The following is a 22091-nucleotide window of genomic DNA, read 5'->3' as shown; positions in this document are numbered from 1 at the left end:
GGACGCCGAGGAGGACCGGCCGTCCCGCTGCGGCCGGTCCTCCTGGACCTGCCCGTCGGGCGACCAGCGGCCCCGCGCTCAGCTGGTCGACCCCGACGAGGTCTCGTGGGGGACCAGCCACCGGGTGTGGTGGCTGGTCCCGCCAGGGGTGGTGTCCGGTGCGACCAGCGGCCCCGCGCTCAGCTGGTCGGTCGGACGGGCTTGGTGGGGGACCAGCCACCGGGTGTGGTGGCTGGTCCCGCCAGGGGTGGTGTCCGGTGCGACCAGCGGCCCCGCGCTCAGCTGGTCGGTCGGACGACGTCCGGGAGCCAGCCACCCCGCGCTCGGCTGGTCCCGGGGACCGGGGGTCAGCCCGAGCGCGGGCGGCGGAGGAGCGCGCCGACGCCGAGGGCGAGCAGCAGCGAGGCGTGCAGCAGGTGGACCAGGTCGGCGGTCGTCACGAGCAGGACGGCGACGAGGGCCAGGACGGCCGCCGAGACGGCGACCCGGAGGAGTCGTGCGTTCATCAGGGGTCTCTCCCGAAGCGGTGGGACCGGTCGTCGACCGCGCAGAGAGGGCGGGACGTCCGGGTGACGCGGCTAGGCCGCGTCGCTACCGGGCCAGGAGGCCGGGCAGCACCGGTGGAAGAGAGAGGTCAGTCGGGCGCGAAGCCGGGCTGGCGGCACAGCCGCCAGGCGTAGTCCTGCGCGTTGGCGAGCGACCCGAGGTCGCCGCCGCGGTCGGCACCGAGGCCGAAGATGGACTCGAGGAGCCCGAGGACGGAGGCGCTCGCGCCTCCGGAGGTCACGGAGCCCGACGCGCCGGCGGCGGCGTTGGAGCTGTGCATGGGTCCGGTCGGGGACGCCCCGGTCGGGGCGGACACCGTGTCGAGGACGCGTGGTTCAGCCTGGGGATCGGCGACCGCCGGTTCGCTGGTCGGTGAGCTCGTGGTGTCGTCGCCGGCGCGTGCACGCCCGTCCGACGCGTCCCACCCGCTCTGCACCGCCGTCGGGTCACCCGCGACGGCGGCGCTGCCGAGCTGCAGCGGCAGGAGCGGGACCGGCGGAAAGGCCGGCGCGTCGTCGTCGGTGGTCGCCGGGGCGGGCTCGGCGGTCTCCCCGGGCAGCCCCAGCGTCGGGTCGTCGACGACCGGCGTCACGACGGGCTCGACCGGGGTGGTGGCGACCGGGGTCGTGACCACGGGGACGGTCGGGTCGGTGACGGGGATCGTCGGGTCGGGGACCGGCTGCGTCGTCGGGTCCTGGGTGGGCGTCGGCGTCGGGTCCGAGGTGGCAGGTGCTGTGGGGTCCTGCGTCGGCTGCGCGGTCGGCTGGTCCGTCGGCTCGGCCGTGGGCTGGTCCGTCGGCTGAGCGGTGGGCTGCTCCGCCGGCTGAGCGGTCGGCTCGGCCGTGGGCTGCGTCGTCGGCTGGACGGTCGGCTGCCCCGTCGGCTCGGCGGTGGGCTGCGTGCTGGGCTCGGCGCTGGGCTGGCTGGTGGGCTCGTCGCTGGGAGCGGTCGGCTCCGGGGTCGCGTCCGCGCTGGGCTGCGCCGTCGGCTCGCCGCTCGGCGTGGCGCTCGCCCCGGGCGTCGGCCGGTCGGTGGCCGGGTCCGAGGTGGGCGCCGCGGAGCCCTCGTCGCTCGACGGGCTGTCCTGCTCGGCCGGGGCGGACGTGGACGTCGAGGAGGTCGAGGGGTCGGCCTGCGTGCTCGACGTGCTCGACGTGCTCGCCGTGTCCGAGGCGGCCGCCTCCGCCCTCTTGACGGTCTTCGCGCTCTTGGCCTTCTTCGCGCTCTCGACCGTCTTGGCGCGCTCGGTCTTCACCGACCTGGTCGACGTGGCGGCCCTGACGACCGTGTGCTTCGCGACCGCGCGGTGGCGTACGAGCCGGGTGTGGCCCGAGCGGGTCTTGGTGACGGTGGACGTCGTGCTCTTGCGGGGCGGTGCGCTCTCCTCGGCGCTCGACGAGGACGAGCTCGAAGCGCCGGCCGAGGCGTCGTCGTCGTCCGCCGAGCTGCTCGCGCCGGAGGAATCCGAGGAGGAGGACGCGCTCGAGGTGCTGTCGTCCGAGACCGTGTCGGCCTGGGCCGGACGGCCGACCAGGACGAGCGCGACGACCACCAGGCCGACCAGCAGCGTGGCCCGGACGAACCACCAGCGCAGCACGGCACCCGCAGCGGCTCCGCCCGTGGCGGAGAGCTGCCGCTCCGCGTCGCCGAGCCGCACGTCTTCGATCCGATCAGTCAACCAACGCTCCGGACCGGGGCGGCCCAGTTCTGATGAGATTCACGCGAATGGCAGTGTGCCATCAAAGTGGCTCCCAGAGCGAGGGTTCCGGCAAGATCGTCCTATCGTCGGGATCGTTCGACGAAGATGCTCGTGGACCCGAGGAGTCTCATGACGGCGCAGGCCGAACGATCCCTGCTCGAGGACGTGCCCTCGGGCCTGTTCATCGGCGGCGAGTGGCGGCCCTCCGCCACCGGCCGGTCCTTCTCGGTGGACGACCCCGCGACGGGGGAGGCGCTGGCCGAGGTGGCCGACGGCAACGCCGACGACGCCGCCGCGGCGATGGACGCGGCCGTCGAGGCTGCGGCGTCCTGGGCACGGACGCCGGCGCGGCAGCGCTCCGACATCCTGCGGCGCACCTTCGACGCGGTGCGGGCGCGGACCGACGACTTCGCCCTGCTGATGACCCTGGAGATGGGCAAGCCGCTGGCCGAGGCCAAGGGCGAGGTCACGTACGGCAACGAGTTCCTGCGGTGGTTCTCCGAGGAGGCCGTCCGCATCGAGGGCCGCTTCGGGCCCAACCCGGAGGGGACGGGCCGGATGATCGTGTCCCGGCACCCCGTGGGGCCGTGCCACCTGATCACCCCGTGGAACTTCCCGCTCGCCATGGCGACCCGCAAGGTCGGCCCCGCGCTGGCCGCCGGCTGCACGGCCGTGATCAAGCCGGCGGACCTGACGCCGCTCACGACCCTGCTCCTCACCAGCGTCCTGGCGGAGGCGGGCCTGCCGCCGGGCGTCCTGAACGTCGTCACCACCACCGACGCCGCGTCCGTCTCGGGCACGGTCATCGCCGACCCGCGGCTGCGCAAGCTCAGCTTCACCGGCTCGACCCCGGTGGGCCGCCGGCTGCTGGCCCAGTCCGCCGAGGGCGTGCTCCGCACCTCCATGGAGCTCGGCGGCAACGCGCCGTTCGTGGTCTTCGCCGACGCCGACGTCGACCTCGCCGTCGAGGGGGCGATGCTCGCCAAGTTCCGGAACATCGGTGAGGCGTGCACGGCGGCCAACCGCTTCATCGTCGCCGCCGAGGTGGCCGAGGAGTTCACGGCCAAGGTGAGCGAGCGGGTGGCGGCCATGCGGGTCGGCCGCGGCACCGAGGAGGGCGTCCAGGTCGGACCGCTGATCAACGAGAAGGCGCGCGAGAAGGCGGGCTCGCTCGTGTCCGACGCGGTCGGCCGCGGGGCCGAGGTCGTGGTCGGCGGGCACGCCGTCGACGGGCCCGGCACCTTCTACGAACCCACCGTGGTCGCCGGCGTCCGCCCGGGCAGCCGCATCCTCGCCGAGGAGATCTTCGGTCCGGTCCTCGCCGTGGCGACGTTCGCCGACGAGGAGGAGGGCGTCGCCCTCGCCAACGACACCGAGTACGGGCTGGTCGGCTACGCGTACACCCAGGACCTCGCCCGGGCCATGCGCCTGGTCGACGCGCTGGAGACGGGCATGGTCGGGATCAACACCGGCGTCGTCTCCAACGCCGCGGCGCCCTTCGGCGGCGTCAAGCAGTCCGGTCTCGGCCGCGAGGGCGGCCGCGAGGGGATCGGGGAGTACCTCGAGACCCGCTACACGCTCATCCCCGACCCCTGGGCCTGACCGCAGCGTCCTGACACCGGCATCGTGCCGGGAACGTGCCGACGGCGCCCCGGCGCCGGTGCGCGGGCCTCGGCGGTGGCCGGTGGGAGGAGTGACCGGAGAGGGCGCCAGGGGTCGGTCTCGCTAGGGTCGGGCCTCGTGAACGCGCCGCGACCGAACCCCGACGACCTCGTCTACCTGATCCGCCGCATCGCCGAGCTGGCGGTCGTGCACGGCCGGGTGACCCTGTCCTCGGGGCGGGAGGCCGACTACTACGTCGACATGCGTCGGGTGACGCTCGACGGGCGGACCTCGCCGGTCATCGGCCGCGTGATGCGGGCGCTCGTCTCCGACTGGTCCTTCGACGCGGTCGGCGGCCTGACCCTCGGCGCCGACCCGGTCGCCACCTCGATGCTGCACGCCGCGGCCGCGGAGTCCTCGGTGCTCGACGCCTTCGTCGTGCGCAAGAGCGAGAAGGCGCACGGCCTCCAGCGGCGCATCGAGGGCTCGCCCGTCGAGGGGCGCCGGGTGCTCGTGGTCGAGGACACCTCGACCACCGGCTCCTCCGCCCTGACCGCGGTCGAGGCCCTGCGCGCCGAGGGTGCGGAGGTCGTCGGCGTCGCGGTCGTCGTCGACCGCGACACCGGCGCGCGGGAGAAGGTGCTCGCCGAGGGGCTGGACTACCGCTGGGCCGTCTCGTCGGCCGACCTCGGGCTCTCCTGAGCCCGGGTCCTGCCGGCCCCCCGGCCCGCTAGCCTGACCCGACCGAACCCTGACGGAGGCACCGTGTCCGCGATCATCGTCGTGATCATCCTGCTCGTCCTCGTCGTGATCCTCGCCCTCGTGGGCTTCTCGATGTACAACGGCTTCGTCAAGGGCCGCAACACGATCCAGGAGTCCTGGCGCCAGGTCGACGTCGAGCTGAACCGGCGCTACGAGCTGCTGCCGAACCTCGTCGAGACCGTCCGGGCGTACGCGGCCCACGAGCGCAACACGCTCGAGGACGTGACCCGGCTCCGCAACCAGGCGGCCTCGATCGCGCAGTCGGACTCGCAGTCGAGCCCGAGCGGCCTGCCGAGCCCGCAGCGCTCCCAGGTCGAGGAGCAGCTGTCGGGCGCCGTGCGCAACCTCATCGTCAGCGTCGAGGCCTACCCCGACCTCAAGAGCAACCAGAACTTCCTCGAGCTGCAGCGCCAGCTGACCGAGACCGAGGACCGGATCGCGAACGGCCGGCGCTACTACAACGCCAACGTCGCGGCGTACAACACCCGCGTCGAGTCGGTGCCGAGCAACATCATCGCGGGCCTCGCGCACTTCGAGAAGGCCACGTACTTCGAGGTCAACGACCCGGCCGTGCGCCAGGCCCCGAGCATCAGCTTCGGCGAGATCGCCTACCGCGGCGACCAGCCCGGGTCGTTCCAGCAGCCGCCGGCGCAGGGCCAGGTCGACCCGGGCCGGCAGGGCCAGCCGGCGCTGCCCCCGCAGCAGCGCCAGGACGACCAGCTGCCCGACCCGCAGTCCTCGTCGGGCTACACGCCACCCTCGTACGCCCCGCCGGCGCAGGAGGGTCAGCCGGGCCACCAGCCGCCGAGCCAGTACGCGCCCCCGCCTCGGCAGGACCAGCAGGGCCAGGGCGGCTACCAGCCGCCGCAGACCCGCTGAGCCTGCGGGGGTCGTTGCTCTCACACCGCCCCGGGCGGTGTGAGCGATCCGTTACCGAGGCTTGACCCCGCGGACACCCGGTCGTGCACGACCGTTGATGGGGTGCTCCTAGGCGCTCCCGACACTGGTGGAGCACGACCTCGGAGGTCCGCGATGCCGCACCTGTTCTCGCCCCTGACGATCAAGGGCGTCACGCTGCGCAACCGCATCGGCATGTCGCCGATGACGATGTACCGCTCCGTCGAGGGGCGCATGGACGACTACCACGTGTCCTACCTCGGCGCTCGTGCGGCGGGAGGCTTCGGCCTGGTCTTCCCCGAGCAGATCGCCATCACGCCCGACGGCCGCACCACCGTCAGCTGCGCCGGCATCTACGACGAGTCGCAGCTCGAGGGCCTCGAGCGCGTCTGCCGGATCATCACCTCGATGGGCGGCGTGCCCGCGATCCAGCTCGGCCACACCGGCCGCAAGGGGAGCCTGGTGACCCCGTGGGAGGGCGGCCACATGCTGCCGCCGGACCACCCCAAGGGCTGGCAGACCAAGGCGCCGTCGGCGATCGCGTACGGCGGCGACTTCGCCCACGCCCCGGAGGAGCTGACGGTGGCGGAGATCCACGGCCTCTACGAGGAGTACGCCCGGTCGGCGCGGTGGGCGGTCGAGGTCGGCTTCGAGTGGATCGAGATGCACTACGCGCACGGCTACCTCGGGGCGTCGTTCTTCTCCCCGATCGCGAACCACCGCACGGACGCCTACGGCGGCTCGTTGGAGAACCGGACGCGCTTCCACCTGGAGGCGCTCGACGCCGTCCGGGCGGTGATCCCCGAGCGGGTCCCGCTGACGATGCGGCTGGGTTCGGACGACCTGAACCCCGACGGCACGCAGTTCGACGACTCGGTCGTGGCGATCGGGTGGATGAAGGAGCACGGGCTCGACCTGGCCGACCTGTCCGTCGGCGGCAACACCGACGACATGCGCGAGAACATCTTCAACACCCCGTCGGCCTTCGTGCAGCGGGCCAACCGGGTCCGGACCGAGGTCGACATCCCGGTCGCCGCGAGCTGGAACCTCGGCAAGCCGCAGAACGCGGACGCGGCGATCAAGGATGGGCTGATCGACCTCGTGCTGCTGGGCCGACCGGCCCTGTCCAACCCGCACTGGCCCGTCTGGGCCGCGCGCGAGCTCGGCTACGACAACCCCTTCGGCCTCGTTCCCGAGGACTGGGGCTGGTGGCTGCGCAACTTCCGGGCCGACCAGGAGTCCATCGGCTTCCCGGCCGTCAGCGAGGAGACCGCGGGCGCACCGGCCGCCACCGTGATGCCGACTCAGGGCCTCAAGGTCGCTCTCGACGTCGACGTCGAGCCCGGTGAGGCCACGCTGGACGGCGTGCCGCTGCACGACGCGGCCTGAGGACCGGACGGCTGGGCTCCGCCCCACGAGCCGCCGGGTGCGCACCCCTGCGCACCCGGCGAGCGGCCGGGTTCAGGGGTGCGCATAGCGTCGCTTCGTGACCGACAACCAGCAGGACATGACCTACCGACAGCTCGGGGCCTCGGGCCTCACCGTCTCGACGGTGGGCATCGGGTGCAACAACTTCGGCGGCCGCATGGCCGACTCCGACGTCCCCACCGTCGTCGACGCGGCGATCGACGCCGGCATCACCCTCTTCGACACCGCCGACATCTACGGCGGGTCGGGCGGCCCGGGCCGCTCGGAGACGCTGCTCGGCGAGGCCCTGAAGGGCAAGCGCGACCAGGTCGTCCTCGCGACCAAGTTCGGCATGGACATGCAGGGCACCAACGGGCCCGACTGGGGCGTGCGCGGTTCGCGCCGCTACGTCCGCCTCGCCGTCGAGTCCAGCCTCCGCCGGCTGCAGACCGACTGGATCGACCTCTACCAGATGCACCGGCCCGACCCGAGCACGCCGATCGAGGAGACCCTCGAGGTGCTGACCGACCTCGTCCACGAGGGCAAGGTCCGCTACCTCGGCTCCTCGAACTTCGCCGGCTGGCAGGTCCTCGACGCCGACTGGACCGCGCGGACGGGCGGCCTGGAGCCCTTCGTCTCCGACCAGTCGGAGTACTCGTGGCTGTCGCGCGGCATCGAGGACGAGCTGGTCCCGGCGCTGGAGCACACGGGCAAGGGGCTGCTGCCGTACTTCCCGCTGGCCTCGGGGCTGCTGACCGGCAAGTACAAGCGCGGCGCCGACGCGCCCGAGGGCAGCCGGCTGGCGGGTCAGGACCAGCTGGCGAACGCCGACTTCGACACCATCGAGGCGCTCGGCTCGTTCGCCGAGGAGCGCGGCCTGACCATGCTCCAGGTCGCCATCGGCGGGCTCGCCGCGATGCCGACGGTGGGTTCGGTGATCGCCGGGGCGACCTCGGTCGAGCAGGTGCGCGGCAACGTGGCGGCGGGGGCCTGGCAGCCGAGCGCGGCCGACCTCGGCGAGCTCGTCCGCATCACCGGCTGAGACTGCGAACCCCGCGATCGCGTCCGTCGCGACCTCAGGTGACCGGCCGTGACCGCGGCAGATCCGCCTCGGTCACGGTCCGGTCCACCACCTCGACGTGGTGGACCGACGCCACGGGAGCCGTCAGTCGACCGGCTGCTGGCTCGCCGGACCCGGGGCGACGACCTCCTCGACGCCGCGGTTGATGCGGCGGCGGTGCAGGAGGTACTCGATCCCCATCGGGATCACTGACACGAGCACGATCAGCACGAGCACCGCGTCGATGTTGTTCTTGATCACGCTGACGTTACCGAGGAAGTAGCCCAGGATCGTCACGCCGCAGGCCCACAGGACGCCGCCGATCGCGGTGTAGCCGATGAACTTGCGGAAGTCCATGCGGCTCACGCCGGCGACCAGGGTCACGAAGGTCCGCACGATCGGGACGAACCGCGCCAGGACCAGCGCGCGGGAGCCGTAGCGGTCGAAGAAGGCGTGGGTCCGCACGACGTACTTGGGATTCAGGATCCGGCCGACCAGACCGCTGCGCGGCTTGAACAGCGGCGGGCCGATCAGCCGTCCGAGCCAGTAGCCGGTGACGTTGCCGAGCACGGCCGCGAACGTGAGCACGGCGCAGACGAAGACCATGCTGTGGTCGACCACGCCGGTCGCGGTGAAGATGCCGACGGTGAAGAGCAGCGAGTCGCCGGGCAGGATCGCGAACAGGCCGCACTCGGCGAAGATCACGAAGGCGACGCCCCAGAGCGCGTACGGCCCGAAGGCCCGCACGAGCTGCTCGGGGTCCATCCAGGACGGGAGCAGCAGGGGCATCAGGCCCGGCAACAGGTCGGCACTCACGCGAGGAGACGCTACCGTCGCTGGCTGTGCGGCGCCCCTCGACAGGCTCAGGAGGACCCCTCGACGACGACCCGTCCGGCCCGGGGAAGGACGCGGGGGACGGGGCCGCCGCTGAACCTCCCGCCGACCCGACCGTCGGCCCCGGCGTGGGCCCGTACGCGGGACCGTGGCCGGACGACCCGCGCCTCGACCCGGAGCTCCTCGCGACGGGCGACCGGCGCAACGTGCTGGACCGCTACCGCTACTGGCGCCTCGACGCGATCGTCGCCGACCTCGACGAGCACCGGGCGCCGTTGCACGTGGCGATCCAGAACTGGGAGCACGACTTCAACATCGGCTCGATCGTGCGCACCGCCAACGCCTTCAACGTCAGCGCCGTGCACATCGTCGGCCGGCGGCGTTGGAACCGGCGCGGCGCGATGGTCACCGACCGCTACCTCCACGTCGAGCACCACGCTGACGTCGCCTCGCTCGTCGCGGCGACCACGGCGGCGGGCGTGAGCCTGGTCGGGGTCGACAACCTGCCGGGCGCCGTCCCGCTGGAGCCGGTCGAGCTGCCGCGCTCCTGCTGCCTGGTCTTCGGCTCCGAGGGACCCGGCCTGACCGAGGAGATGGTGGCGGCCTGCGAGCGGCTCGTCGCCATCACCCAGCACGGCTCGACCCGCTCGCTGAACGCCGGCGCGGCGGCCGCGATCGCGATGTACCACTGGTCGCGGCGCTGGGGCTCCTGAAGGCCGGGCCGCGCCGGACGGAACCCGTGCAGAACCTGTGCGACGACCCCCGGGCGGACGCATACTGGTCCGTACTGGTCCGGACCAGTTGTGGTGCCCGGGCGCTGTGACGAGGAGGTCGCGCGGTGGCGCAGGAGCGCAGGTCGGTCGGGCTGGTCGACTTCGGCCGACCGGCGTCGGTCGCCCCGACGAAGCGGGCCCAGGTCCGCGGCATCCTCGAGCAGCTCATCGACACCGAGCTCGCACCCGGTGACGCGATCCCCTCGGAGCGGGCGCTGGTCACCCGCCTGGCGGTCAGCCGCGTGACGGTCCGGCAGGCCATCGCCGACCTGGTCGAGGGCGGCGTCCTCGAGCGGGTGCACGGCAAGGGCACGTACGTGACCGGCCCGCAGGTCGACTCCCGGCTGCACCTCACCTCCTTCTCCCGCGAGATGCGCGACCGCGGCCTCATCCCGGCCACGGTGGTCCTGTCCGCCCGCGAGGAGGCCGCCGACGACGAGGTCGCGTACGCCCTGCGCATCCGGCCCGGCCGCGCGGTGGTCCGGGTCGAGCGGCTGCGGACCGCCGACGGGACGCCGATGGCGTACGAGGTCGGCAACTACCCCTCCGCGCTGTTCCCCGGTCTGCTCGACCGCGAGCTCGGCTCGCTCTACGACGTCTTCGCCTCCGTCTACGGGGTCGTGGTCACCAGCGGCGAGCAGACCGTGCGCGCCGAGGCGGCCGACGCCCACCAGGCCCGCGTCCTGGGCATCGCCAAGCGCGCGCCGCTGCTCGTGCAGGAGCGCGTGACCTACGCCGGCGACCGCGTCGTCGAGCTGGCGACGTCGGCCTACCGCGCCGACCGCTACCGGATCCACATGGCCATCACCCCCCGCGGGGCACGCGAGTGAGCCCGTCGCGACCGCGGTCGGGCACCATGGAGGGCGTGAGCCCGACCGACGTGCTGCCCGGACCCGGCACCTGGGGACCGATCGCCGAGCTGGTGCTCCCGTACGACCCCACCGCGCTGGCCGAGACCGTCCGCCGGCGGCGGCGCGGCCTGGTGGTGCGGCTGGTCAGCCTCGGCATCAGCCTGGTGGTCCTGGCCGCGATCTACGCCTGGCAGTGGGACACGATCTCGACCCAGGGCGGTCCGTACTGGTTCTTCCCGGCGGTCGGCGTCACGCTCGCGCTCGTCTGGACGGCCGTCGCGCTGGTCGGCTTCCTGCGGGCTCGCAAGGACCTGCGCACCGCGCCCGACGGGATCGCCGTCCGGATGGGCCGGCCGGGCGTCGTCGTCGGCACGGCCTTCGCCCGCTGGCCGGACGTCGAGACCCTCGAGGTCGTCCCGGGCGGGCTCGGCCGCGCCGACCGGCTTCGGCTGCGGACGACCGACGCTCAGACCGGGCTCGTGCCGCTCGACCAGGTCGTCGTCGCGCCGGCGACCCTCGACGGCACCGCCCGGGCGTACTCGGCCGGCCGACGCGGCGTCGACCTCAGCCGCCTCGACAACTGAGCGCGCGTCGACGACCGCGGGGGAACGCCCTGTCGGCGGCACCTCGGCGCGGCTGAGAGACTGGACCTGATGGTCGCCGCCGCCGAGAGACGTGGTGGCACCGCCCGGAGCACCACCCCGTCGACACGAAAGGGGCACCCATGCCCATCGCCACTCCCGAGGTCTACGCGCAGATGCTGGACGCGGCCAAGGCCGGCAAGTTCGCCTACCCCGCGATCAACGTCAGCTCCTCGCAGACGCTGAACGCCGCGCTGCAGGGCTTCACCGAGGCCGGCTCCGACGGCATCATCCAGATCTCCACCGGCGGCGCGGAGTACGCGTCCGGCCCGACCGTGAAGAACAAGGTCACCGGTTCGGTCGCGCTCGCCGAGTACGCGCACGAGGTCGCCAAGGGCTACCCGGTCACCGTCGCGCTCCACACCGACCACTGCCCCAAGAACAACCTCGACTCCTTCGTCCGCCCGCTGCTCGACATCTCCACCGAGCGCGTCAAGAACGGCGGCCTGCCGCTCTTCCAGTCGCACATGTGGGACGGCTCCGCGGTCGAGCTCGAGGAGAACCTCTCCATCGCCGAGGAGCTGCTCGCCAAGTGCGCCGCGGCCAACGTGATCCTCGAGATCGAGGTGGGCGTCGTCGGCGGCGAGGAGGACGGCGTCAGCCACGAGATCAACGAGAAGCTCTACACGACCCCGGGCGACGGCCTCCGCACCGTCGAGGTCCTCGGCGCCGGCGAGAAGGGCCGCTACCTGACGGCCCTCACCTTCGGCAACGTGCACGGCGTCTACAAGCCCGGCGCGGTCAAGCTGCGCCCCGAGGTCCTGCGCGACATCCAGAAGGAGGTCGGCGACAAGATCGGCAAGGCCGACCCCTTCGACCTCGTCTTCCACGGCGGCTCTGGCTCCACGCTCGAGGAGATCCAGGCCGCGGTCGACTACGGCGTGATCAAGATGAACATCGACACGGACACGCAGTACGCGTTCAGCCGCCCGGTCGCCGCCCACATGTTCACCAACTACGACGGCGTCCTCAAGGTCGACGGCGAGGTCGGCAGCAAGAAGGCGTACGACCCGCGCGCCTGGGGCAAGGCCGCCGAGTCCGGCATGGCCAAGCGCATCGTCGAGGCCTGCGAGCACCTGCGTAGCAAGGGCACGTCCCTCAGCGCGTAGCTCCTGTCCTCGCTCCGCTCGGACGCGGCCGACGCTCCGACCCGCTGCCTTCCTCCCTCCCGAGGACGCGGCGGGTCGGGCGTCTGCCGCGGGCCGGCGCCGCGTCCTCGTCCGGTCGTCCAGGCAGCGGCGCGTCGGCCGTGTGCCCCTCGGGCGGAGCGCCTCGGTGGTCGCGTGCGGCTCGGTCTCTAGGCTGGGTTCCATGTCCATCGCCGTCCGACAGGGGCCAGCGCCGCTGTCCCGGGTGTGGACGCCGCGGGGCGTGATCGCGGAGGACCTGCAGGGCGAGGACCTCGGCGACGTCCTCGAGATGCACTCCGACGCCTTCGCGTGGTGGGTGCTGCCCAAGAGCGAGCCGTACGCCGAGCGCGAGCTCCGCGGGGCCGCCGAGGCGATGGGCCTGGACTCCCTGGTCGTGAAGGACCTGCTGGCCCGCGACGGCCGCGCCAAGTTCGAGGAGCTCGGCTCGGCGCGGATCATCACCACCAACACCGTGGCCCTCGACCCGCAGGCCGTCGAGCTGCGCTCGCACCCGCTGGCCGTCGTCGCCACCGACCGGCTGCTGATCTGCCTGGTCGACCCGACGCCGGACTTCAGGCCGGCCGAGCTGTTCACCGCCCACGCCGAGAACCTCACGGCCGGCGGGACCGACGCCGCGCTGCGCGAGCTGATGGCCGCGGTCGTGCGCTCGTACGACGACGTGGCGACCTGGCTGGAGGAGGCCACCGACGCGCTCGGCGAGCAGCTGACGGCGCTCGAGCCGCTGACCAAGGCGGGCCAGCTGCGAGCCTTCCACCTCCGCTCGGCGCTGTCGCAGCTGCGCCGCGTCACCGACCCGATGCGCACGGTGCTGACCGACGTCACGGCCAGCCCGCCGGTGCCGGCCGGCAAGAAGGGCACCGGTGCGTCGCAGTCCCGGCGCCGCTGGGCCATGATCGACGAGCACCACACCCGGGTCGCGAACGCCGTCGACGGCCTGCGCGAGACGCTGCAGTCGGTCGTCTCGACGAGCCTCTCGCTCTCCGACGCGCAGGGCAACGAGACGATGAAGAAGCTCTCCGGCTGGGCGGCGATCATCGCCGTGCCCACCCTGATCAGCGGCTTCGTCGGCATGAACGTGCTCGTCCCGCTGAACGGCACGGGGGCTGGCTTCTGGGTCTACCTGGCGCTGATGGTCCTGACGGCCGTCGCCCTCTTCGTGGTGTTCCGGCTCAAGCGCTGGGTCTGAGGGAGCGTCGCGGGGCGGCTAGCCTCGCGCCCATGAGCGACCGCACCCGCGAGAACCTGATGGCCCACGGCCCCGGCACGCCCGAGACCCGGCTGGCGACCGACCCGGCCGCGGCGGAGCTGGGGGAGAGCCCGAGCCCCGAGCAGGTCGTGGAGACGGTGCGGACCCACCCGGAGTCGTCGCTGGCCTGGGCGCTGCTCGCCGAGCGCGCGCTCGCCGAGGGCTCCGACAGCGCGGACGTGCAGGCGTACGCGTACGCCCGGACCGGCTACCACCGCGGGCTCGACGCCCTGCGGCGCTCGGGCTGGCGCGGGGCGGGCCCGGTGCCGTGGGAGCACGAGGCCAACCGCGGCTTCCTGCGCGCGCTGTGGGCCCTGTCGGTCGCGGCCGGGCGCTTCGGCGAGACCGCGGAGGAGGAGCGCTGCGCGCAGTTCCTCCGTGACTCCTCGGCGACCGCGTACGAGGTCCTCGCCCGCCAGGGCTGACGCCCGGGCGGCCGGGCGTGGGCTCGGGATGGCCGCACGAGGTCCCGATCCGCTAGCCTCTGGTGGCAAGAGTCCCCCAGGCATTCGCCTGAGGGACTTCACTCTTTGGCGCGCGGGGCGCGTCAGGTGAAAGGGCGGCGATCACATGCCGGGCATCGTTGTGGTGGGCTCCCAGTGGGGCGACGAGGGCAAGGGCAAGGCGACCGACGAGCTGGGTGACCGGGTCGACTTCTGCGTCCGCTACTCCGGCGGCAACAACGCCGGCCACACCATCGTCGTGGGCGGCGAGCGCTACGCGCTCCACCTGCTCCCGTCGGGGATCCTCAACCCGAACTGCGTGCCGGTCATCGGGAACGGCGTGGTCGTCGACCTCGACGTCCTCTTCGAGGAGGTCGACGGGCTCGAGGCCCGTGGCGTGGAGGCCTCGAACTTCCTCATCTCGGCCAACGCGCACATCATCGCGCCCTACCACCAGGTGATCGACAAGGTCACCGAGCGGTTCCTGGGCAAGCGCCGCATCGGCACCACCGGCCGCGGGGTCGGTCCCGCGTACGCGGACAAGGTCAACCGCATCGGCCTGCGCGTGCAGGACCTCTTCGACCCCGAGCTGCTGGCCGCCAAGGTCGAGGCGTCGTTGGAGCAGAAGAACCACCTGCTGGCCAAGGTCTACAACCGCCGCGCGATCGAGCCGGCGGAGATCACCGAGCACCTGCTCTCCTACGCCGAGCGCGTCGGGCCGCACATGGTCGACGTCTCCAAGGTGCTGAACGACGCCCTGGACGAGGACAAGGTCGTGCTCTTCGAGGGCGCCCAGGCCCACCACCTCGACGTGGACCACGGCACCTACCCCTACGTGACGTCGTCCAACCCGGTCGCCGCCGGTGCCTGCGTCGGCGCGGGGGTCGGCCCGACCCGGATCGACCGTGTCATCGGCATCGCGAAGGCGTACACCACGCGCGTCGGCGAGGGCCCGATGCCGACCGAGCTGCTCGACGACGACGGCGAGCGGCTGCGCCAGGCCGGCGCCGAGTTCGGCACGACGACGGGGCGCCCGCGGCGCTGCGGCTGGTTCGACGCCATCGTGGTCCGCACGGCCGCGCGGGCCAACGCCTTCACCGACATCTTCCTGACCAAGCTCGACATCCTCACCGGCTGGGAGCGCATCCCGGTCTGCGTCGGCTACGAGGTCGACGGCAAGCGCTACGACTCGATGCCGCTGGCGCAGTCGGAGTTCGCGCGCGCGGTCCCGGTCTACGAGGAGCTCGACGGCTGGACCGAGGACATCAGCGGCTGCCGCTCGTTCTCCGACCTGCCGAAGAACACCCAGGCCTACGTGAACCGGCTCGAGGAGCTCTGCGGGGCACCGATCTCGGGCATCGGGGTCGGGCCGGACCGCGAGCAGTCGATCGTCGTCCGCGACCTCCTGTAGCCCGGCGGTCGGATCGCGATGGGCGGCGTCGGCCATTCGTACGGGCATCGAAGGAAGATATTCCCTACTCTGACGCCATGACCCGCCGAGCCACCGCGCAGGACGTCGCCGACCTCGCCGGCGTCTCGCGCAGCGCGGTCTCGCTGGTGCTCAACGGCCGGGCCGACGGCAACATCTCCCGGGCCAAGCAGGAGGCCGTGCGGGAGGCCGCCGAGCAGCTCCGCTACACCCCCAACGCGGTCGCGCTGAGCCTGCGGAGCAAGCGCACGGGCACGATCGGCGTGCTGACCTGGCCCGACCGGCGGCACATGCCGCTGGCCCTGCTCGGCGCGGTCTACACGGCCGCGAGCCGGGCGGGCTACCTGCTGATGATGGTCGACGCGGTGCAGCGGCCCACCCAGGTCGACGCGCTCGTCGACCGCCGCGTGGACGGCTTCGTCGTCGTCGCGCCCGAGCTCACGGCCTACCCCGCGCCCGAGGCCGTCACGGCCGTGCCGACGGTGCTGGTCAACTGCTTCGACGACGCGCTCGCGGCGTCCTCGCTGGTGCCCGACGAGGTCGGGGCGGGCCTCAGCGCGGCGCACCTGCTGCTCGACGCGGGCCACCGGGTGCTCGGCGTGCTGGCCGGGCGCGAGGGCCTGGCCTCGGAGCGCCGGGTGCAGGGCGTGACCCGGGCGACGGCGGATGCGGGTCTCGCCCCGCCGGTCGTCGTGGAGGCCGGGCACAGCGTGGAGGACGGCTACGACGGCGCGCGGCGGCTGCTGTCCTCCGACCTGCCGCCCACCGCGCTGGTGTGCACCCACGAGCGCCTGGCCCTCGGTGCGCTGCTCGCAGCCGCCGACCTCGGGCTCCGCGTCCCGGACGACCTCTCCCTGGTCAGCCTGGACGACGGGGAGGACCTGGCCAGCCAGCTGGTGCCGGCGGTCACGCGCGTCGAGCGGCCCGACGAGGTCATCGCCACCCACGCCCTCGACCTGCTGGTCGAGCAGCTGCGCCTCGGCCACCCCGACGTACGACGGCTCACCTTCGTCTGCCCTGTGCACGCCGGGGAGTCCGTCGGGCCGCCCCGGCTCCGCGCGATGCCGACCGGCTGAGCCGGGCCCGTCGGTCGGACCGCCGCCCCGCTCAGCCGAGACCCAGCACCCAGCCCTCGAGCGCCGCCGGGTCGGCGTCGACGAACCACCCGCTCGTCGCCGTCGGGTAGGCGCGCTCGGTGCGGGTGCCGCCGGCGCGGAAGACCTCGACGAGGCTGCCGTCCACCAGGACCGTCGTCGGTGCGTCCGACGACCCGCCCACGTCGAGGCCGAACACCTCCCGCCCGTCGTCGACGAGCCGCAGCCGCGCCGCCGCGGTGCAGCGCAGCTCGAACGCCGCCACCCCGAGCGGGGCCCCGGACAGGGCGAGCGGGTCACGGCGCAGCTCCGCGAGCTCCCGCGCCGGACGCGCGACCAGGGTGCCGGCGGCGTCGAGGACGAGCTCGCGCGGGAAGGTCAGGACGCCGGCCCAGCCGGCGTCGCGGACCTGGTCCTCGCTGCGCCCGACCTCCCAGGACCAGCCCCACAGCAGGGTGCGATCGCCGTCGGGGAGCACCTGCGGGGCGTAGAAGGCGGCGCCGTGGTCGACCACCCCGCCCGAGGCCGCGACGAACCGCAGCCCGGGGCCGTCGGGCTGGAGGTCGCCCACGAGGTAGCGGACGCCGGCCAGCTCGTGCGCCTCGTCGACCCAGCGCCACAGCGAGACCAGCAGCACCCAGCGCTCGTGCTCCTCTCCCTCGTCCGCACCGGCCACCGGGAGCCGGACGAGGTTCGGGCACTCCCAGAGGTTCGCCTCGGCGACGACGGCGGCGACCGGGTCGTCGTCGGTGAGCAGCGACCCGAGGTCGGTCCACGCCTCCAGGTCGTCGGCGGCCCAGAGCAGCAGGCTGGGGCGGCCGTGGCGCGACCCCGCGCCCTGCACGACGTAGCGGTGCCCGTCGACGTGGAAGACGAAGGGGTCCCGCACCTCCTCCACGCCCTCGAGGAAGGGCGGTCCCGCCACGAAGGACCGGCCGGGCGTCCACCTCGTCAGGGTGGCGTCACCGCGGGCGAGCAGCGCGCCGGCGTTCCAGGCGTGGTCGGGGACCGCGGTGAAGACCGCGGTCGGCACGCCGTCGTCGACGGTGACGCAGCCGCTCCAGCAGCCGGCCGCGTCGGGCGTCCCGGGCTGCGGGACGAGAGCGAGCGGGTGCTCGGTCCAGCGCAGCAGGTCGTCGGAGCTCACGTGGCCCCAGTGCACGTGGCCGTGGACGGGCTCGTACGGGTTGTGCTGGAAGAAGACGTGGTAGGTCCCGTCGACCCGGCAGAGCCCGTTCGGGTCGTTCAGCCAGCCCCGGCGCGGCCGGACGTGCAGGCGGGGGAACGACGGTCCGGGGTCCGGCTCGAGCACGGTCGCACCCTAGGTCGTCCTCGTGCCCGGGGCTGCGCTCGGTCGAGGGTCCGGAGGTCGCCGCTGGGTAGGATCTCGCGACGTGCCCGACCCGCTCAGCGTGCTCGTCCTCGGTTCCGGCGGACGGGAGCACGCGCTCGCCCTCGCGCTCGCGCGCGACCCGGGGGTGGCGCAGGTGCACGTCGCGCCGGGCAACCCGGGCACGGCCGAGGTCGCGACGAACCACCCCGTGAACCCGCTGGACGGCGCCGCGGTCAGCGCGCTCGCGCAGCGCCTAGGAGCCGACCTGGTCGTCGTCGGTCCGGAGGCGCCGCTGGTGGTCGGGGTGGCCGACGCCGTCCGCGCGGTGGGGATCGCCTGCTTCGGCCCGTCGGCCGCCGCGGCCCAGCTCGAGGGCAGCAAGGCCTTCGCCAAGGACGTCATGGAGGTCGCCGGGGTGCCGACCGCGGCCTCGCGCCTGTGCCGCACCGCCGATGAGGTCGCGGCCGCGCTGGAGGAGTTCGGGGCGCCGTACGTGGTCAAGGACGACGGGCTCGCCGCCGGCAAGGGCGTCGTCGTGACCTCCGACCGCGAGGCCGCCCTGGCGCACGCGGCCGGCTGCGAGCGCGTCGTCGTCGAGGCCTACCTCGACGGGCCCGAGGTCAGCCTGTTCGCGGTCACCGACGGGCGGAGCGTGCGGGCGATGCAGCCCGCCCAGGACTTCAAGCGGGTCGGCGACGGCGACACCGGTCCGAACACCGGGGGCATGGGGGCGTACACGCCGCTGCCCTGGGCGCCGCCCGACCTGGTCGAGGAGGTGACGCGCCGCGTGCTCGAGCCGACGGTGCGCGAGATGGCCGCCCGCGGTGTGCCCTTCAGCGGGCTGCTCTACGCGGGCCTCGCGCTCACCTCGCGCGGGCTGCAGGTCGTGGAGTTCAACGCGCGGTTCGGGGACCCGGAGACGCAGCCGCTGCTCGCCCGCCTGCGCACCCCGCTGGGCCGGCTGCTGCACGCCGCCGCGACCGGCACCCTGGGCGAGGAGCCCGAGCTGGAGTGGTCCGACGACGCGGCCGTCGGGGTCGTGCTGGCGGCCGGGGGCTACCCGGGCACACCGTCGCTCGGCGGCACGGTCACCGGGCTGGACGCCGTCGCCGGGACCGGCGCGAGTGTCGTGCAGGCCGGGACCGCCGACGGCGGCGACGGGACCGTGGTCAGCAGCGGGGGCCGCGTCCTCACCGTGGTCGGCACCGGGAGCGACCTCGCCGCCGCCCGCGCCGTCGCGTACGCCGGGCTCGAGCGCATCGGGCTGCAGGGTTCGTTCTTCCGCCACGACATCGCCCAGCAGGCGGCCCTTCGACAGGCTCAGGGAGCATCGACCGCATGAGCGTGCCCAACGTCCTCGCCAACCGCTACGCCTCGCCCGAGATGCGCGCGGTCTGGTCCCCGGAGAACAAGGTCGTCGCCGAGCGCCGCCTCTGGATCGCCGTCCTCACGGCGCAGCGCGACCTCGGGGTCGACTTCGGCGGCGAGGACCCGGACGCCGTCATCGCCGCGTACGAGCGGGTGGTCGACGACGTCGACCTCGCCTCGATCGCCGCCCGCGAGCGGGTGACCCGGCACGACGTCAAGGCGCGCATCGAGGAGTTCAACGCCCTCGCCGGTCACGAGCAGGTCCACAAGGGCATGACCTCGCGCGACCTCACCGAGAACGTCGAGCAGCTCCAGATCCGCTCCGCCCTCGAGATCGTCCGCGACCGGGTCGTCTCCGCGCTGGTCCGGCTGGGGGAGCGGGCGGCGCAGTTCGCCGACCTGCCGATGGCCGGCCGCTCGCACAACGTGGCCGCGCAGGTGACGACGCTCGGCAAGCGCTTCGCGACGGTGGCCAACGAGCTGCTCGTCGCGTACGCGCGGGTCGAGGAGCTGCTCGGGCGCTACCCGCTGCGCGGCGTCAAGGGCCCGGTCGGGACGGCGCAGGACATGCTCGACCTCGTCGACGGCGACGCCGACCGGCTGGCGCAGCTGGAGGAGCGGGTCGCCGGGCACCTCGGCTTCGCGCAGGTGCTCGTGAGCACCGGGCAGGTCTACCCGCGCTCCCTCGACTACGAGGTCGTCACCGCGCTCGCCCAGGTCGCCGCCGCCCCGTCGAACCTCGCCACCTCGATCCGGCTGATGGCCGGCCTCGAGCTCGTGACCGAGGGCTTCCAGCCCGGGCAGGTCGGCTCCAGCGCGATGCCGCACAAGATGAACACGCGCTCCTGCGAGCGCGTCAACGGCCTCGCCGTCGTCGTCCGCGGCTACGTCTCGATGCTCGGCGAGCTCGCCGGCGACCAGTGGAACGAGGGCGACGTCTCCGACTCGGTGGTGCGCCGCATCGCCCTGCCGGACGCGTTCTTCGCCGTCGACGGGCTGTTCGAGACGTTCCTGACCGTGCTCGACGACTTCGGCGCGTTCCCCGCGGTCATCGAGGCCGAGCTGCGCCGCTACCTGCCGTTCCTGGCCACGACGAAGGTCCTCATGGCCGCGGTCCGGCACGGCACCGGACGCGAGGCCGCGCACGAGGCGATCAAGGAGCAGGCCGTCGGCGTCGCCCTGCGGATGCGCGAGGAGGGCGGTGGCAACGACCTCGTCGACCGCCTCGCCGCCGACGAGCGCCTGGGCATGAGCCGGTCGGCGCTGGAGGACGCCCTGGCGGACCCGATCGAGCTCACCGGCACCGCGCGTGCTCAGGTCGCGACCATCGTGCAGCGCATCGAGCAGGTCGCGGGCACGCACCCGACCGCCGCCGCCTACACACCTGGGCCGGTGCTCTAGCCGGGTCCCGACCTGGTCGGCCGGTCGTACACGGGCGCCTCCCGTCGCCCGACCCGCACGATCAGGCCCGACGACGCCCGTGCCCGGCTCGGGGCGGTAGGTTCCGGGGGTGAGCACGGCGGGTCCCACGCCGCCGCCCGAACGGCTCGAGGCCGGCCCGCGCGGCCGGCGCCGCTCCGGGCTCACGCGACGGGTCGTGCGGGGGCTCCTCGCCGGCCTGGTCACGGCCGTCCTGCTCGCGGCCCTGTCGGTGTCGACGGCGACCGGCTGGGGTGCACCCGAGGAGGCGGCCCCGCTCGAGGTGGCCGAGCTGCCGGTGGTGCCGATCTGGGTCCAGCACCTGCCGTACGCCTTCGTCGACCGGGTCGACCTGGTCACCGACGCCGGGCTGCCTGCCCGGGTCGTGCGACCGCGCGGGGCCGAGGGCACCGTCCCGGGCGTCGTGCTCGTGGACGGGTCGGGTGCCACCACGCGCGACGACCTGGCCGCCGAGGCCGAGGCGCTCGCCCGCGGCGGGCTGGCCGTGCTCACCTACGACAAGCGGACCTCCGGCTACGGCCCGCTGCGACGGAGCTACGACCGGCTGGCCGACGACGCGCTCGGCGCGGTCACGACGCTGGGCCGGCAGCGCGGGGTCGACCCCGGCCGGGTCGGCCTGCTCGGCGTCAGCGAGGGCACCGGGGTCACCGCGCTCGCGGCGGCCCGCGACCCCGGAGGCGTGGCCTTCACCGTGCTCGTGTCGGCCCCCGTGGTCACCCCGCTCGAGCAGGCCGCGTACGTCGTGGACCGGCGCCTGGCCGGGCTCCCCGCGGTCGTCCGCGAGGCCGCCGCGGCCGGGCTCGTGCTCGGACGTCCGGTCGCGCGGTGGCTGGGCACCGACGTCGTGCCGCAGCTCGCGGCGGGGACGCAGCCCTCGTACGCGGTGTGGGGCGCCGACGACGCCACGGTGCCGGTGGCGGTCGCCGCCCGGCGCTACGAGGGTGCGGTCGGTGCCCGCGGCCGCGTCGAGGTGGTGGCCGGTGCGGGTCACCGGGTCGGGGTCGGCACGGGCTGGGCGGAGCGGGTGTCGGACTGGGTCCGCCAGGGCTACCCGCGCGACGACCGGGTGCGGGGCGTGCAGCCCGCCACGCTGGGCGGGCCGCCGACGCTGCCGCGGCCGGGGTGGCCCGCCGACCCGCGCGTGGCGCTCGGGCTGGCGGTGCTCGTCGCGCTCGCCGTGGCGGTCCTGCCCCGACGGGGGCGGAGGCTCAGAAGCGCTCGTTCGGGATGAGCAGCCAGCCGCCGAGGTAGATCAGGATCTGCGGACCGGGTAGCAGCATGCTGACCAGGAAGATCACGCGCACCAGGAACGGGCTGATCCCGAACCGGTTGGCGATCGCGGCGCACACCCCCGCGACGACGCGACCGTGACGAGGGCGGGTGAGCGAGGCCATGGGGTGCCTACCTTTGCTGTGGGAGTCGGGTGTTCCGGGCTCCACTGTGCCGTCCGGCCGGGCCGTCGCACCAGGCTAGGGTGGCCCGATCATGGGCGAGCCAGGGTCTTCCTCCGTGCCT

The 22091-nt window shown here is 73.8% G+C and carries 21 protein-coding genes; 16 read left to right on the top strand and 5 right to left on the bottom strand.

Features of this window, described 5'->3' with window-relative positions; genetic code table 11:
- Positions 1–347: 347 nt before the first annotated feature.
- Both BLU42_RS20660 and BLU42_RS15390 read right to left on the bottom strand, forming a co-directional pair.
- Positions 348–506: a hypothetical protein gene (locus tag BLU42_RS20660; RefSeq protein WP_157720000.1), complete on the bottom strand. Its 159-nt coding sequence runs from the start codon at positions 504–506 to the stop codon at positions 348–350.
- A 128-nt stretch (positions 507–634) separates the two neighbouring features.
- Positions 635–2203: a PT domain-containing protein gene (locus BLU42_RS15390; RefSeq protein WP_091076159.1), complete on the bottom strand. Its 1569-nt coding sequence runs from the start codon at positions 2201–2203 to the stop codon at positions 635–637.
- Positions 2204–2374: 171 nt separating this feature from the next.
- Here BLU42_RS15390 and BLU42_RS15385 point away from each other — a divergent pair, with 171 nt between their 5' ends.
- From BLU42_RS15385 to BLU42_RS15365, 5 genes are all read left to right on the top strand, one after another.
- Positions 2375–3847 (top strand): NAD-dependent succinate-semialdehyde dehydrogenase, encoded by a 1473-nt coding sequence (locus BLU42_RS15385; protein ID WP_091076155.1) that lies wholly within the window; start codon positions 2375–2377, stop codon positions 3845–3847.
- Positions 3848–3985: 138 nt separating this feature from the next.
- Positions 3986–4549 carry an orotate phosphoribosyltransferase gene (gene pyrE / locus BLU42_RS15380; protein WP_091076152.1) on the top strand — a complete coding sequence of 188 codons (564 nt, stop codon included), beginning with the start codon at positions 3986–3988 and terminating at the stop codon, positions 4547–4549.
- Between the two features lie 63 nt (positions 4550–4612).
- Complete coding sequence (locus BLU42_RS15375; protein WP_231918187.1) at positions 4613–5488, top strand: LemA family protein; 876 nt, start codon at positions 4613–4615, stop codon at positions 5486–5488.
- 153 nt (positions 5489–5641) lie between these two features.
- On the top strand, positions 5642–6895 hold the full coding sequence (locus BLU42_RS15370) for an NADH:flavin oxidoreductase/NADH oxidase (RefSeq protein WP_091076148.1): 1254 nt from the start codon (positions 5642–5644) through the stop codon (positions 6893–6895).
- Positions 6896–6992: 97 nt separating this feature from the next.
- Entirely contained in the window at positions 6993–7955 is a 963-nt protein-coding gene (locus tag BLU42_RS15365; protein WP_331715242.1) for an aldo/keto reductase, read from the top strand.
- 123 nt (positions 7956–8078) lie between these two features.
- Here the strand turns inward: BLU42_RS15365 and BLU42_RS15360 are convergent, their stop codons facing one another.
- Positions 8079–8762 carry a DedA family protein gene (locus BLU42_RS15360; RefSeq protein WP_091076144.1) on the bottom strand — a complete coding sequence of 228 codons (684 nt, stop codon included), beginning with the start codon at positions 8760–8762 and terminating at the stop codon, positions 8079–8081.
- A 173-nt stretch (positions 8763–8935) separates the two neighbouring features.
- On the opposite strand from BLU42_RS15360, the gene BLU42_RS15355 reads away from it, so the two are divergent.
- The 8 genes from BLU42_RS15355 to BLU42_RS15320 all read left to right on the top strand — a co-directional run bounded on the left by BLU42_RS15355 (position 8936) and on the right by BLU42_RS15320 (position 16417).
- On the top strand, positions 8936–9520 hold the full coding sequence (locus BLU42_RS15355; protein ID WP_091080687.1) for a TrmH family RNA methyltransferase: 585 nt from the start codon (positions 8936–8938) through the stop codon (positions 9518–9520).
- A 125-nt stretch (positions 9521–9645) separates the two neighbouring features.
- Entirely contained in the window at positions 9646–10410 is a 765-nt protein-coding gene (locus BLU42_RS15350; protein WP_091076139.1) for a GntR family transcriptional regulator, read from the top strand.
- Positions 10411–10445: 35 nt separating this feature from the next.
- Complete coding sequence (locus BLU42_RS15345) at positions 10446–11015, top strand: hypothetical protein (RefSeq protein ID WP_157719999.1); 570 nt, start codon at positions 10446–10448, stop codon at positions 11013–11015.
- A 140-nt stretch (positions 11016–11155) separates the two neighbouring features.
- Entirely contained in the window at positions 11156–12181 is a 1026-nt protein-coding gene (gene fbaA, locus BLU42_RS15340; RefSeq protein WP_091076133.1) for a class II fructose-bisphosphate aldolase, read from the top strand.
- A gap of 202 nt (positions 12182–12383) precedes the next feature.
- Entirely contained in the window at positions 12384–13409 is a 1026-nt protein-coding gene (locus BLU42_RS15335) for a magnesium transporter CorA family protein (RefSeq protein ID WP_091076129.1), read from the top strand.
- A gap of 32 nt (positions 13410–13441) precedes the next feature.
- Positions 13442–13894, top strand: a complete 453-nt coding sequence (locus BLU42_RS15330; protein WP_091076126.1) for a DUF3151 domain-containing protein — start codon at positions 13442–13444, stop codon at positions 13892–13894.
- A 145-nt stretch (positions 13895–14039) separates the two neighbouring features.
- Entirely contained in the window at positions 14040–15323 is a 1284-nt protein-coding gene (locus tag BLU42_RS15325; RefSeq protein WP_091076122.1) for an adenylosuccinate synthase, read from the top strand.
- Between the two features lie 77 nt (positions 15324–15400).
- Positions 15401–16417: a LacI family DNA-binding transcriptional regulator gene (locus tag BLU42_RS15320; RefSeq protein ID WP_091076118.1), complete on the top strand. Its 1017-nt coding sequence runs from the start codon at positions 15401–15403 to the stop codon at positions 16415–16417.
- A gap of 31 nt (positions 16418–16448) precedes the next feature.
- On the opposite strand, the gene BLU42_RS15315 is transcribed toward BLU42_RS15320, so the two are convergent.
- Positions 16449–17747 (bottom strand): glycoside hydrolase family 32 protein, encoded by a 1299-nt coding sequence (locus BLU42_RS15315; RefSeq protein ID WP_091076115.1) that lies wholly within the window; start codon positions 17745–17747, stop codon positions 16449–16451.
- Between the two features lie 82 nt (positions 17748–17829).
- Between BLU42_RS15315 and purD the strand changes: the two genes are divergently transcribed.
- The 3 genes from purD (at position 17830) to BLU42_RS15300 (ending at position 21807) form a co-directional block, all read left to right on the top strand.
- Positions 17830–19110 (top strand): phosphoribosylamine--glycine ligase, encoded by a 1281-nt coding sequence (gene purD / locus BLU42_RS15310; RefSeq protein WP_091076113.1) that lies wholly within the window; start codon positions 17830–17832, stop codon positions 19108–19110.
- Complete coding sequence (purB, locus tag BLU42_RS15305) at positions 19107–20537, top strand: adenylosuccinate lyase (RefSeq protein WP_091076109.1); 1431 nt, start codon at positions 19107–19109, stop codon at positions 20535–20537. Before purD ends, purB begins: the two co-directional genes overlap by 4 nt.
- 109 nt (positions 20538–20646) lie before the next feature.
- On the top strand, positions 20647–21807 hold the full coding sequence (locus tag BLU42_RS15300) for an alpha/beta hydrolase family protein (protein ID WP_091076106.1): 1161 nt from the start codon (positions 20647–20649) through the stop codon (positions 21805–21807).
- On the opposite strand, the gene BLU42_RS15295 is transcribed toward BLU42_RS15300, so the two are convergent.
- Positions 21785–21970 (bottom strand): PspC domain-containing protein, encoded by a 186-nt coding sequence (locus tag BLU42_RS15295; RefSeq protein WP_091076104.1) that lies wholly within the window; start codon positions 21968–21970, stop codon positions 21785–21787. The two genes, BLU42_RS15300 and BLU42_RS15295, sit on opposite strands and share 23 nt — an antisense overlap.
- Positions 21971–22091 lie beyond the last annotated feature (121 nt).

The sequence above is a fragment of the Microlunatus sagamiharensis genome (assembly GCF_900105785.1).
GTDB classification, from domain to species: Bacteria; Actinomycetota; Actinomycetes; order Propionibacteriales; family Propionibacteriaceae; genus Microlunatus; species Microlunatus sagamiharensis.
Note: the sequence above shows the minus strand (reverse complement) of the source record. Positions and strands in the feature narration are given on the sequence as shown.